7 protein-coding genes and 1 pseudogene are annotated in these 13,493 nt (G+C 73.7%); 7 read left to right on the forward strand and 1 reads right to left on the reverse strand.

The window, feature by feature from the left end; genetic code table 11:
• Positions 1–21: 21 nt before the first annotated feature.
• Positions 22–591 (reverse strand): type II toxin-antitoxin system PemK/MazF family toxin, encoded by a 570-nt coding sequence (locus MRQ36_RS19565; protein ID WP_242797486.1) that lies wholly within the window; start codon positions 589–591, stop codon positions 22–24.
• A 203-nt stretch (positions 592–794) separates the two neighbouring features.
• Here MRQ36_RS19565 and ligA point away from each other — a divergent pair, with 203 nt between their 5' ends.
• The 7 genes and pseudogenes from ligA to MRQ36_RS19600 all read left to right on the forward strand — a co-directional run bounded on the left by ligA (position 795) and on the right by MRQ36_RS19600 (position 13,480).
• Positions 795–2,930: an NAD-dependent DNA ligase LigA gene (ligA, locus tag MRQ36_RS19570; protein WP_242797488.1), complete on the forward strand. Its 2,136-nt coding sequence runs from the start codon at positions 795–797 to the stop codon at positions 2,928–2,930.
• 160 nt (positions 2,931–3,090) lie between these two features.
• Positions 3,091–5,659: pseudogene (locus MRQ36_RS19575) on the forward strand (putative bifunctional diguanylate cyclase/phosphodiesterase).
• A gap of 104 nt (positions 5,660–5,763) precedes the next feature.
• Positions 5,764–7,401, forward strand: coding sequence for a hypothetical protein (locus MRQ36_RS19580; protein WP_242797489.1), 1,638 nt, complete (start codon positions 5,764–5,766; stop codon positions 7,399–7,401).
• 190 nt (positions 7,402–7,591) lie between these two features.
• Positions 7,592–7,897 carry an Asp-tRNA(Asn)/Glu-tRNA(Gln) amidotransferase subunit GatC gene (gatC, locus tag MRQ36_RS19585; RefSeq protein WP_242797490.1) on the forward strand — a complete coding sequence of 102 codons (306 nt, stop codon included), beginning with the start codon at positions 7,592–7,594 and terminating at the stop codon, positions 7,895–7,897.
• Positions 7,898–7,973: 76 nt separating this feature from the next.
• A complete protein-coding gene (gatA, locus tag MRQ36_RS19590) occupies positions 7,974–9,449 on the forward strand; it encodes an Asp-tRNA(Asn)/Glu-tRNA(Gln) amidotransferase subunit GatA (protein ID WP_242797491.1) in 1,476 nt (491 codons plus the stop codon).
• Positions 9,450–9,462: 13 nt separating this feature from the next.
• The gene (gene gatB, locus MRQ36_RS19595) at positions 9,463–10,956 is read left to right on the forward strand and encodes an Asp-tRNA(Asn)/Glu-tRNA(Gln) amidotransferase subunit GatB (RefSeq protein WP_242797492.1); all 1,494 of its coding nucleotides are present in this window, start codon (positions 9,463–9,465) and stop codon (positions 10,954–10,956) included.
• 166 nt (positions 10,957–11,122) lie between these two features.
• Positions 11,123–13,480, forward strand: a complete 2,358-nt coding sequence (locus MRQ36_RS19600) for a pyruvate dehydrogenase (RefSeq protein WP_242797493.1) — start codon at positions 11,123–11,125, stop codon at positions 13,478–13,480.
• Positions 13,481–13,493: the final 13 nt, after the last annotated feature.

Below are 13,493 nucleotides of genomic sequence, written 5' to 3' on the forward strand. Positions count from 1 at the left end.
GGAGCCCGGCCGCGCCGGCGGTCAGACCGCCAGGTGGGGCAGCTTGCGGACCTGCCGCCAAAGGGTGGGGTCGCAGCTGCCGGCGCGATCGGCGAAGGCGGCCTCGGGCACGTGGATCGGCTCGCTGACGTCGAGGAAGCTGTCGTGGTCGGCGTCGGCGTCCCAGCTGCGGGTGGGGATCCGTACGTGGTCGTCCCGGTCGGACTTGTCCTGACTGGTGATCTTCAGGACGTCGGCGCCCCGGCCGTCGGCGCGCAGCACCAGGCAGGGGCGGACCTTCGAGCCGGTGCCGTCGGCGTACGGCACGTCGGCCCACCAGATCTCGCCGGGTTGCGGCGCGCCGGCCGGTCGACGGTCCGCCCCACGGGCCGGGGCGGGGCGCTGCTCCGGCCCGCCGGGTCCCGCCGCGTTCCGGTCGAAGCCGGTGCGTCCCGGTCTCCCGCCGCGTCCGGTCGGGTCCCCGTCGTCCGGTCGCCGGTGCCGTCGCCGGGCCCGGGCGCCGGTCGGCCACCCGACGACGCCACTCGCTCCACAGCCAGCCGGCCGCGACGGCGGCCACGATCGCCACCGCCAGAGCACCCAGTCCGGCATCCGTACCTGCCTCTCGCCCGTGGCGGGCACACCGCGCCGCCGTGCGGCGATCGCCGCACGGCCCCGGCCGGTCCGCCCGCCGGCGCGGCGGGTGCCGCCGGGCCTGCTCAGGCCGGGTGCCCGGACGGGTGTCCCACCCGACCGCTACGGTGCGGGGGTAGCACGATCACGGGAGGTCGACAGCGGTGTCCGAAGGCGGCAGGGTGTCCGAAGAAGCGATTCCCCAGCAGGTCAGCCCCGCGCAGGAGGCGGCGGCGGGCGCCGAGCCGACCCCGGAGGTGCGGGAGCGGCACGCCACGCTGAGCCAGGAGCTCACCGAGCACCAGTACCGCTACTACGTCCTCGACGCGCCGACCGTCTCCGACGCCGAGTTCGACCGGCAGCTGCGCGAGCTGGCGGCACTGGAGGCCGAGTTCCCGGCACTGCGCACCCCCGACTCACCGACCCAGCGGGTCGGTGGCACCTTCTCCACCGACTTCACCCCGGTCACCCACGCCGAGCGGATGCTCTCCCTCGACAACGCCTTCGCCGACGAGGAGCTCGCGGCCTGGGCCGAGCGGGTCGAGCGGGACGCCGGCGGCCCGGTTCCCTATCTCTGCGAGCTCAAGGTCGACGGCCTGGCCATCAACCTGACCTACGAGAAGGGCCGGCTGGTCCGGGCGGCCACCCGGGGTGACGGGCGCACCGGCGAGGACGTCACCGCCAACGTCCGCAGCATCTCCGACGTGCCGGCCCGGCTGACCCCGTCGGCCGACTTCCCCGACCTGCCGGAGCTGCTGGAGGTCCGGGGCGAGATCTACTTCCCGGTCGCCGCCTTCGCCGACCTCAACGCGGGTCTGGTGGAGCAGGGCAAGGCCCCGTTCGCCAACCCGCGCAACGCCGCCGCCGGGAGTTTGCGGCAGAAGGACCCCCGGGTCACCGCCTCCCGCCCGCTGCGCCTGGTGGTGCACGGCATCGGCGCCCGCAAGGGATTCCGGCCGACCGCGCAGTCCGAGTCGTACGCGGCGCTGAAGGCGTGGGGGCTGCCGACCAGTGACCGGGTGCGGGTGGTGCCCGACCTGGCCGGCGTCGCGGAATACATCGCCTACTACGGCAAGCACCGGCACGACGTCGAGCACGAGATCGACGGTGTGGTGGTCAAGGTCGACCCGGTCTCCATCCAGGGCCGGCTCGGCTCCACCAGCCGCGCCCCGCGTTGGGCGATCGCCTTCAAGTATCCGCCCGAGGAGGTGACCACCAAGCTGCTCGACATCGACGTGAACGTCGGGCGGACCGGCCGGGTCACCCCGTTCGCGGTGCTGGAGCCGGTCCGGGTGGCCGGGTCCACGGTCGCCCTGGCGACCCTGCACAACGCCCGCGAGGTCGAGCGCAAGGGCGTGCTGATCGGCGACACGGTGGTGCTGCGCAAGGCCGGCGACGTGATCCCCGAGGTGCTCGGCCCGGTGGTCGACCTGCGTCCCGCCGACGCCCGGCCCTTCGTCATGCCCACCACCTGCCCGGCCTGCGGCACCCCGCTCGCGCCCGCCAAGGAGGGCGACGTCGACATCCGCTGCCCCAACGCGCGCGGCTGCCCCGGCCAGATCCGGGAACGGGTCTACCACCTGGCCAGCCGCAAGGTGCTCGACATCGAGGTGCTCGGCGAGAAGGGCGCGGCGGCGCTGCTGGACGCGCAGATCATCACCAACGAGGGCGACCTGTTCCGGCTCACCGCCGACCAGCTCACCGCCGCGCCGTTCTTCGTCAACAAGGACGGCACCCTGGGCAGCAACGCCACCAAGCTGCTGGAGAGCCTGGCCGTGGCGAAGGAACGCGACCTGTGGCGGGTCCTCGTCGCGCTCTCCATCCGGCACGTCGGCCCGACCGCCGCCCAGGCCCTCGCCCGGCACTTCCGCTCGATCGAGGCGATCGACGTGGCCGGCGAGGAGGAGCTCTCCTCGGTGGACGGTGTCGGCCCGACCATCGCCGCGAGCATCAAGGAGTGGTTCGCCGTCGACTGGCACCGCGAGGTGGTGCGCAAGTGGGCCGAGGCGGGCGTACGGATGGCGGAGGCGGCGGTCGACGAGGGGCCGCGCCCCCTGGAAGGGCTCACCCTCGTGGTGACCGGCACGCTGGCCGGGTTCAGCCGTGACCAGGCGTCCGAGGCGATCCAGTCCCTGGGCGGCAAGGTGAGCGGTTCCGTCTCCAAGAAGACCAGCTTCGTGGTGGTGGGGGACAACCCCGGTTCCAAGGCCGACAAGGCGGCCACCCTCAAGGTCCCGGTGCTCGATGAGGACGGGTTCCGGGTGCTGCTGGAATCCGGCCCGGACGCGGCCCGGGAGGTGGCCCGCGTCGAGGGCTGACCCGCCGAGGTGACGCCGGATCGGTCCTGGCGGTGTATACCAACTTAATTACGACTACGACCGATTCGTGGCTGTCGTGTCGGGGAAATCGGGACCAAGGGCGTTTCATTGGTGCACGGCGTGTCACCGGTGCACGCCACGGCCGTCCCCGGGAGGTGCGATGGAGGCCGCCGACCCGCGAAACTCCGTCCCGCCCGGACGGGTGGCGCCCTTCTTCGGCTTCGTCGCGGCCGTCGCCGTCGTGGCCCTCGCCGTCTCGGTGGGGCCGCTGGTCGGGCTGCCCGCGCGGCTGCCCGAACTGCCGGCCGCGTTCTGGACCATGGCGGTGCTCGCCGTCGCCTGCGACGCGCGTCCGTTCGTCCCGCCCGGCCGGCGGCAGACCTCCGCGGTCTTCCCGTCGACCTGCTTCACCTTCGCCATCCTGCTCGGCTGGGGGCTCGGCCCGGCCGTGGCGGTGCAGGCGGTGGCGGTCGCCGTGTCCGGGTGGCGGATGGGATACGCCCCCTGGCGCACCGGCTTCAACGCCGCCCAGTACGCCTGCGCCCTCGGCGCCGGATACGCCTTCAGCCGGTTCGGTCCGGGCGGCATCTTCGACGGCGGCCGGCTGCACTGGACCGACGTGGCGGCGGTCGGTGGCGCCACCGCCGCCTGGTTCGCGGTCAACTACGGGCTGGTGACCACAGCCGTCCGGCTGCGCTTCGGCGACCGCTGGTGGCCGAGCCTGCGCCACGGCCTGCCCTACGAGCTGCTCTCCACCGGCTCGCTGCTGCTGCTCGCCCCGGTGCTGATCGCCGCCGCCCGGGCCGGCGCGGCGCTGATCCCGCTGGTGCTGGTGCCGCTCTTCGCCGTCTACCGGATGGCCCGGCTCTCCACCGAGCACGAGCAGCTCGCCGCCCTCGACCCGCTCACCGGCCTGCCCAACCGCAAGGCGCTGCTGGCGGAGGTGGCCGAGCAGGTGCACCTGCACGCCGAGCGGACCGCCCGCGGCGGGCCGGACGGGCACCTGGCGCTGCTGCTGCTCGACCTGGACCGGTTCAAGCACGTCAACGACGCCCTCGGGCACGCGGTGGGGGACCGGCTGCTGGTGGAGGTGAGCGCCCGGCTCACCGACGCGGCGGGCGGCGACCTGGTGGCCCGGCTCGGCGGCGACGAGTTCGCCCTCCTGGTGCCCCGGCTGACCGGCACCGAGCAGGCCCGCGAGGTGGCCGAACGGGTCGTCGCCGCACTGGCCGAGCCGGTGAGCCTGGACGGCCTGCCGCTGGACGTGGGCGGTTCGATCGGCATCGCGCTCTATCCCGAGCACGGCGAGGACTTCGCCACCCTGATGCGCCACGCCGACGTGGCGATGTACGACGCGAAGCACCGCAACGACACCATCGCCGTGTACGCCGCCGAGTCCGACCACAACTCGGCCGAGCGGTTGAGTCTCCTGGCCGATCTGCGGCGCGTACTCGAATCGCCGGTGCACCGCGCCGGCGCCTCGAGCCCGCCGGCCGAACGGCGGGGCGGGGACGGTGCCGCTCTGGCGCCGACCGGCGGGCTGGCCGACGGGGTCGGCGCGGTCGGTCCCGGCTCGCGGTGCCGACCGGCGATCTCGGCGCGGGCGGGGACGTGTCCGGCCGGTGGCGGTGGCGGCGTCGCCGGGAGCGGATGGAGCTGCGGCCCGACGACGAGCTGATCAACCGGATCGTCACCGGGGCCGATCCGATCAGCGCCGCGCCGGGCGTACCGCCACCAACGGTGTGCGTTCCGCCAGTCCGGTCCCGGCTCCGGGTGGCCGGGACGGGCCGGCCCCGGCCGACGTCGCGGACGAGCTGGTCGCTGCGACGCCGGACCCCGACCGGGCCGGTCACCGGGTCGCCGACAGCGGGGTCGCCGACAGCCGGGTCGGCGGCGGCCGGGTCGGAGTGGACGGCGTGACCGGCGGGTCGGGCCGGGAGGGCGGTGACGACCCGGGCGAGATCACCATGTACTACCAGCCGCAGATCGCCATCGCGACCGGTGAGGTCGTCGGCGTCGAGGCGCTGCTGCGCTGGCGGCACCCCCGGCGCGGGATGGTCGACCCGGGTGAGCTGATCCAGGTCGCCGAGCAGAGCGCGGTGATGCGGCTGCTCACCCGGCGGGTGGTGGACGACGTGGTGGAGCAGCTGGCCACCTGGTCGGCGGCCGGGATCACGCTGCGCGCCGCGCTGAACGTCAGCGTTCGTGACCTGCACACCGGCGAGGTCGCCGACCAGATCGCCGACCGGCTCACCCGGTACGGCGTCCGCCCGGAGCGGCTCCAGGTGGAGATCACCGAGGGGGCCCTGATGGCCGACCCCCGGCGGGTGCTGGCCACCATCTCCCAGCTGCACCGGATCGGCGTGGGCATCGCGCTGGACGACTTCGGCACCGGCTACTCGTCGTTGCAGCACCTGCGCAGGCTGCCGCTGTCGGAGATGAAGGTGGACCGGTCGTTCGTACTCGGGATGGCCGACGACCCCGACGACGCGGCGATCGTCCGGTCGATGATCGAGCTGGCCGGCGCGCTCGGGCTGCGGGTGGTGGCCGAGGGCGTGGAGGACGAGCGGACCTGGCGGCTGCTCCACGCGGCCGGCTGCGACGTGGCGCAGGGTTGGTTCCACGCCCGTCCCATGCCGGCCGAGGAACTGGTCGGCTGGCTGGCCCGGTACCGGCCGGTGCGGCCCGGCGGACCCGGCGTGGAGGTGCCGCGCCGGCCCGGCCGCTGACCTGACCGGCCGGGCCGGCGTCTTCGCCGAATGACGCCCGCAGCGCACCGGAGGCGGGAGATCCTGCAGGGAGGCGGGGGACACCGGCGAGGTGAGGAGAGGCCGTGCGATCGGAGCGCAGGCGGGTCGCCGCGCTGCTGGCGCTCTCCGCCCTGGTGCCGGTGACCGAGGCCGCCGTGATCGCCGCGATCGGCTTCCAGGCCGTCCGTGGACTGTCGCCCCAGTCGAGCGCCGTCTGGCCCTACGGCGCCTACCACGACATGCGCTGGCTGCTGGTCTACCACAGGTCGATCCCCGGCTTCCTGCTGGAACTGCTGGCGATCACGGTCCTGCGCGGGGTGTACTCCGCGGCGCTGGTCGGATTCTCCTGGCCGGCGCAGCAGCCCCGCCCGTCGTGGCGCTGGCTCGTCCGGCGCAACGTCGAGGTCGCGGCGTTGGCCGCGGTGGTCGTCTCGCCGTGGGCCGCGTTCTCGGTGGCGTTCGCGACGGTGACGCTCTCCTGGTTCCTGGCCGCCTCGCTGGTGCCCATGCTGATCCTGTCCCCGTTCCTGATCCGGGCGGGGGCGGTGGACCACTGGTGGCGGGGACTGCCGTCGGCGGAACTGGTCGGCTGGTCGGCGCTGAACGTCGTGCTGCTCACCGCCGCCGGGGCGGTGGCGGCGAGCGTGCCCGGCTGGTGGCCGGTGCCGGTGGTCGCCGTCGCGGGCGTGGCGAACGGGCTGCTGCGCCGACGGACCGTGCACGGGGCCTTGCTGCCCCGCCGGGTGCGGTGGGCGCGGGTGCCGGTGGCGCCGCTGGCGGTCGTCCTCACCGTGGTCCTGGTGGTGCTGGTGCAGGGCGTGGTCGGCGTCGCCGGGCGGGGTACCCGGGGCGAGTGGCGGCCACCCGTCGTGACCCGGCCGCTGCCGCCGCAGGTCCGGCACGCGGTCATCGCGCTCGCCGGGCACGACTCGAGCTTCGACGGGCAACCGCCCGTGGACCCGAGGGTCGAGCGCTTCTCCTACCGGGGCCTGGACGCCCGGGGCCGTCCGATGCCATACCTGCCCCGGGACACCCACCGGTCGCTGCAGTCGAGTGCCGCCCTGCTCGCCGCCCAGGTCGACGAGGTGCACCGCCGCACCGGCCGGCCGGTGGCGCTGCTCGGGCAGAGCGAGGGCGCGATGGTGGTGCGGACCTTCCTCGAACACTTCCCGGGCTCCCCGGTGGAGGCCGCACTGCTGTTCAGCCCGCTGGTCCGGCCCGGGCGGTCCTACTACCCGCCGCCGCAGGCCCGCAGCGGCTGGGGGGTGGTCAGCGGCTGGGAGCTGCGGGCGATCGTCTGGCTGGCGAACCTGGTACGGACGCAGGACCAGTACGCCGACGAGCCGTTCATCCGGTCGATCGTCGACAACGCGCCGTTCTATCGGAACCGGGCGCTCTGTCCCGTGCCCGGGGTGCGGATGGTCGCCTTCCTGCCGACGACGAGCGCCGCCGAGGCCCCACCCGGCCAGTACGCGGGCATTCCCGTGGTCCAGATACCCGGGTTCCACGGCAGCCTGCTCGGCCGGCCGGAGGTCCAGGACCAGATCGCCGACTTCCTGACCGGGGCGAACCTGCACGCGGTACGCCCGGAGTACAGGCTGATCCAGCTCGTGGCCGCCCCCTGGCAGTTGCCGCCGCTGAAGATCTCCCTCAACCCCGTCTGGGGGGACGACGTGCAGAACGATCCGGCGTTCAGCGGCCGGGTCTGCCCGCCCCGGTGACCCGCCGCGGCGACGAGGCCCGCCGTCGCCGCGGGAGCCGCCGACGCCGGGTTCCTCACCGGGTGGGGGGAGTCGGAGGCGTCGACGGGACCGCAGGACAATAGACTCGCTCCGGTCACCGCGCGTCATCTCCCCGACGGCGCGGTCGGCGCACGCAGACGTCTCAGGACAGCCACGAAGGGGGCACCCGATGGCCGCCATCTCCCGCGAGGAGGTCGCGCACCTGGCGCGACTGTCGCGGCTCGCCGTCACGGAGGAGGAGCTGGACACCTTCGCCGGCCAGCTCGACGTGATCCTCCAGTCGGTCGCGCAGGTCGGTGAGGTCGCCGCGGCGGACATCCCGCCGACCTCCCACTCGGTGCCGCTGACGAACGTCCTGCGGGACGACGTCGTGGTGCCGGGCCTGACCCCGCAGGAGGCGCTGTCCGGTGCGCCCGACGCCGACCAGCAGCGGTTCCGCGTGCCGCGGATCCTGGACGAGGATGTGGCCTCATGAGCGAGCGCAGCGAGCGAATCATCAGACTCAGTGTGTTGGTGCCTCATGGCGGCACGGAGCGAAGCGGAGTGCCGGCATGAGCGACCTGATCAAGCTCAGCGCGAGCGAGATCGCCGGCCTGGTGAGCAGCGGTGAGACGAGCGCCGTCGAGGTGACGCAGGCGCACCTGGACCGGATCGCCGCCGTCGACGAGCGGGTGCACGCCTTCCTGCACGTGGACACCGAGGGCGCCCTCGCAGCCGCCCGCGCCGTGGACGAGCGCCGGGCCGCCGGCGAGGAGCTGGGCCCGCTCGCGGGCGTGCCGGTCGCGGTCAAGGACGTGCTCGCCACGAAGGGCGTACCGACCACCGTCGGGTCGAAGATCCTGGAGGGCTGGCGCCCGCCGTACGACGCGACGATCGTGTCTCGGCTGCGCGAGGCCGGCACGGTGATGCTCGGCAAGACCAACATGGACGAGTTCGCGATGGGCTCCTCCACCGAATACTCCGCGTACGGGCCGACCCGCAACCCGTGGGACACCGACCGAATCCCGGGCGGCTCGGGTGGCGGCAGCGCGGCGGCCCTGGCCGCGTACGAGGCACCGCTGTCGATCGGCTCGGACACCGGCGGCTCGATCCGCCAGCCGGGTGCGGTCACCGGCACCGTCGGCGCGAAGCCCACCTACGGCGGCACCTCCCGGTACGGCCTGGTGGCGTTCTCCTCGTCGCTGGACACCCCCGGCCCGTGTGCCCGTACGGTGCTCGACGCCGCGCTGCTGCACCAGGTGATCGGCGGCCACGACCCGCGCGACTCCACCTCCATCCCCCAGCCGGTGCCGGACGTGGTGGCGGCGGCGCGGCGCGGCGCGAGCGGCGACCTGACCGGCGTGAAGCTCGGCATCGTCACCGAGTTCACCGGCGAGGGGGCGGAGCCGGGCGTGATGGCCGCGTTCCGCGAGAACGTGGACACCCTGGCCAAGCTGGGCGCCGAGATCGTCGAGATCTCCTGCCCGCACTTCAAGTACGCGCTGCCGGCCTACTACCTGATCGCGCCGAGCGAGTGCTCCTCCAACCTGGCCCGGTTCGACGGGGTCCGGTTCGGCCTGCGGGTCGGCGACGACGGGAACCGGTCGCTGGAGGAGGTCATGTCGCTGACCCGGGAGGCCGGCTTCGGTCCCGAGGTCAAGCGGCGGATCATGCTCGGCACGTACGCGCTGTCGTCGGGCTACTACGACGCCTACTACGGGCAGGCGCAGAAGGTCCGTACGCTGATCACCCGGGACTTCACCTCGGCGTTCGAGCAGGTGGACGCGTTGATCTCGCCGACCACCCCGTTCGTGGCGTTCCCGCTCGGGGCGCGCACCTCGGACCCCTACCAGATGTACCTGGCCGACCTGTTCACCATCCCGACCAACCTGTACGGCGGTCCGGCGATCTCGGTGCCCGCCGGGCTCTCCGAGGGCCTGCCGGTCGGTCTGCAGGTGATGGCCCCGACGATGGCGGACGACCGGATGTACCGGGTCGCCGCCGCGCTGGAGTCCGTGGTCGGCACGTTCACCCCACCGGCGCTGTGAGGCAGGAGCTCAGATGACCACGACACTGCCCGCGTACGACGAGGTCGTCGCGCGCTACGAACCGGTGATCGGCCTGGAGACCCACGTCGAGCTGGGCACGAACACCAAGATGTTCTGCGGCTGCCCGACCGACTTCGGCGGCGAGCCGAACACCCGGGTCTGCCCGGTCTGCCTGGGCCTGCCCGGCTCGCTGCCGGTGGCCAACAAGGCGGCCATCGAGGCGACCATCCGGATCGGCCTGGCGCTGAATTGTTCCATCGCCGAGTGGTGCCGGTTCGCCCGGAAGAACTACTTCTATCCGGACATGCCGAAGGACTTCCAGATCAGCCAGTACGACGAGCCGCTCTGCTTCGACGGCTACCTGGACGTCGAGGTGAACGGCGAGCTGGTGCGGATCGGCATCGAGCGGGTGCACCTGGAGGAGGACACCGGCAAGACGCTGCACGTCGGTGGCGCCACCGGCCGCATCCACGGCGCGACCGAGTCGCTGGTCGACTACAACCGGGCCGGCATCCCGCTCGTCGAGATCGTCACCAAGCCGGTCCCCGGCACGGGCGCGCTGGCCCCTGAGGTGGCCAAGGCGTACGTGACCGAGCTGCGGGACGTGCTCCGCTCGCTGGGCGTCTCCGACGTCCGGATGGAGGAGGGCTCGCTGCGCTGCGACGTCAACACCTCGCTGAACCTGCCGGGCGAGGAGTGGGGTACCCGCACCGAGACGAAGAACGTCAACTCGCTGCGCTCGGTGGAACGCGCGGTCCGCTCGGAGATCCTGCGCCAGGCGTCGGTGCTCGACGCGGGTGGCCGGATCGTCCAGGAGACCCGGCACTTCCACGAGGACACCGGTGACACCACGTCGGGCCGGTCCAAGGAGACCGCCACCGACTACCGGTACTTCCCGGAGCCTGACCTGGTGCCGCTCGCCCCGGACACCGCCTGGGTGGCCGAGCTGAAGGCCGCCCTGCCGGAGCTGCCCCGGCTGCACCGCCGCCGCTTGCAGGAGCAGTGGGGGCTGTCCGACCTGGACATGCAGTCGGTGCTCAACGCGGGCGCGGTCGAGCTGATCGAGCGGACCGTGGCGGCGGGCACCACCCCGGCCGCCGCCCGCAAGTGGTGGCTGGGCGAGCTGTCCCGCCGGGCCAACGAGACCGGCGTGGAGCTGGCCGACGTCGGGGCCACCCCGGAGCAGGTCGCCGAGCTGCAGGGCCTGGTCGACGCCGGCAAGCTCAACGACAAGCTGGCCCGTACCGTCCTGGAGGGCGTGGTGGCCGGCGAGGGTTCGCCGACCGAGATCATGACCAGCCGGGGCCTGGAGGTGGTCTCCGACACCGGGGCGCTCACCGCCGCCGTGGACGAGGCGATCGCCGCCAACCCGGGCATCGCCGACAAGATCCGCAGCGGCAAGGTCGCCGCCGCCGGCGCCCTGGTCGGCGCGGTCATGAAGACCACCCGAGGCCAGGCCGACGCCAAGACGGTCCGCGACCTGATCCTCTCCCGCCTCGGCGCCTGAAGATGCAAGGAGGGGCCCCCTGTTAACGCCTGGCGATTGCAGGGGGCCCCTCCTAACACCCGAGGGGCTTCGTCGTGACCCGGCGGCGCTCCCTGCCCGGCAAGCGCGCGCGACCCGCGCCACCCCCTCGCGAGGGCGTCAACGGCGACGCCCGGATGGAGTCACCGTGAACCAGCACGACCTCGACGTCCTCGACGAGATCCAGCGGCGGGTGTTGTGGCTCGCCACCCGGATCGTGGACGCGGCCAACCACGACCGGAACGCCGGCGACGGGGTGAAGGTGGGCGGCCACCAGGCGTCCAGCGCCTCCCTGGTCACCGCGATGACGGCGCTCTGGTTCGCCCACCTGGACGCCGAGGACCGGGTCGCGGTGAAGCCGCACGCCTCGCCGGTGTTCCACGCCATTCAATACCTGCTCGGCAACCTGGACCGGTCGTACCTGCCGAGGCTGCGGGCGCGGGGCGGGCTCCAGTCGTACCCGTCGCGGACCAAGGACCCCGACGAGGTGGACTTCTCCACCGGCTCGGTCGGCCTGGGCGCGGCGGCGCCGCTCTTCGCCGCAGTGACCCGGCGTTACGTCGACGCGCACTTCGGTGCGCGGCCGCACTCCCGCTTCGTGGCGCTGATCGGCGACGCGGAGCTGGACGAGGGGAACATCTGGGAGGCCGTCGCCGACCCGGCGACCACCGGCCTGGGCAACGTGATGTGGCTGGTCGACTTCAACCGCCAGTCCCTGGACCGGGTGGTGCCGGGCATCCGGATCAACCAGTGGCGCGGCCAGTTCGAGGCCGCCGGCTGGCACGTCGTGGAGGTCAAGTACGGCCGCAAGCTCGCCGAGGCGTACGCCCGGCCGGGCGGCGAGGCGCTGCGCGACTGGATCGACCGGATGCCGAACGAGCAGTACCAGTCGCTCTTCGGGCTGGCCGGGCCGGCGCTGCGCAAGCAGTTCCTCGACGGCGCCCCGGCGGGCATCGCCGAGCTGATCGCGGACACCTCCGACGACGAGCTGGGACCGCTCGTCACCGACCTGGGCGGGCACGACCTTCAGGCGATGCTCGACGCGTACGCCCAGTGCGACGCGGTCACCGACCGGCCCAGCGTGGTCTTCGCGTACACGGTGAAGGGCTGGGGCCTGCCGATCGCCGGCAACCCGCGCAACCACTCGGCGCTGCTGGGCACCGAGCAGGTCGACGCGCTGCGTACCGCCAACGGGTTGACCGCAGACACCGAGTGGGACCGCCTCGACCCCGCGTCGGAGGCCGGCATCCGGGCCGGCGAACGCCGGGAGGCACTCGCCCGCGCGCCCCGCGAGCGCGCGCTCGGGGTCACCGTCCCGGAGACCACGAAGGTACGCGTCAACAAGCCGATCTCCACCCAGGAGGTCTTCGGCCGGGTGCTGGTGGACCTGGCCCGGGACCCGGCCGTCGCGCCCTACCTGGTGACCACCGCGCCGGACGTGGCCACCTCCACCAACCTCGCCGGGTTCATCAACAAGACCGGCGTCTTCGCCCCCACCGAGCAGCGCTCCTGGACCGAGGACCGGATGCTGCGCTGGACGGAGAGCCCGTCGGGTCAGCACATCGAGCTGGGCATCAGTGAGATGAACCTGTTCCTGCTGCTCGGCCAGCTCGGCCTGTCGTGGGACCTGTCGGGGCAGCCGCTGCTGCCGGTCGGCACGGTCTACGACCCGTTCGTGCTGCGCGGCCTGGACGCCTTCCTCTACGGCACCTATTCCGGCTCGCGCTTCGTGGTGGCCGGCACGCCGTCCGGCATCACCCTCGCCCCGGAGGGCGGCGCCCACCAGTCCACCATCACCGCCTCCGTCGGCCTGGAGCTGCCCGGCGTCACCTTCTGCGAGCCCGCGTACGCCGGGGCCCTGGACTGGCTGCTCTGCGACGCGCTCGGCCAGATCGCGCAGGGCGGGGCGCCGGCCGCGACCGCCGCGCCGGCCGAGGACGGGGCGTACTACTTCCGGCTCAGCACCCGGCCGGTCGACCAGGCGCCCTTCGAGGCGGCCCGGGCCCGGATCGGCGACGCCGTGCTGCGCCGGCAGGTGGTCGCCGGGGCGTACCGGCTGGTGGACGCGCACCAGGCGTACCCGGAGCTGGCCGACGCCCCGGTCGTGCAGCTCGCCGCCTCCGGCGCCGTGCTGCCGGAGGTCCTCGCCGCCGCCGCGGAGCTGGCGGAGGAGGGCGTCGCGGCGCACGTGGTCGACGTGACCAGCCTGGACCGGCTCTACCGGGCCTGGCAGCGCACCCTGCGGCAGGGCGTGCGGACCGCGACCGTGCCGAGCGTGCCCGGCGCGCTGCGGTCGGCCTTCGCGGACCGGGTGCCCGTGGTGACCGTGCACGACGCCGCCTCGCACGCGATGGCCTGGCTCGGCTCGGCCGTCGGTGCCCCGGCGGTGCCGCTCGGGGTGGACGAGTTCGGCCAGTCCGGCAGCGTCCAGGAGCTGTACGAGCTGCACGACCTGCTCCCCGGCAGCATCGTCAACGCCGCCCTGGCCGCCCTCTCCCTGCGCTGACGCCGGGCGGTCC

It is taken from the genome of Micromonospora sp. R77 (assembly GCF_022747945.1).
Classification (GTDB): Bacteria; Actinomycetota; Actinomycetes; order Mycobacteriales; family Micromonosporaceae; genus Micromonospora.

Coding starts and splice junctions, on each gene's coding strand:
- MRQ36_RS19565 (WP_242797486.1), bottom strand. CDS start 591: ATGCCGGACTGGGTGCTCTGGCGGTGGCGATCGTGGCCGCCGTCGCGG.
- gatB (WP_242797492.1), top strand. CDS start 9,463: ATGACCACGACACTGCCCGCGTACGACGAGGTCGTCGCGCGCTACGAA.
- gatC (WP_242797490.1), top strand. CDS start 7,592: ATGGCCGCCATCTCCCGCGAGGAGGTCGCGCACCTGGCGCGACTGTCG.
- gatA (WP_242797491.1), top strand. CDS start 7,974: ATGAGCGACCTGATCAAGCTCAGCGCGAGCGAGATCGCCGGCCTGGTG.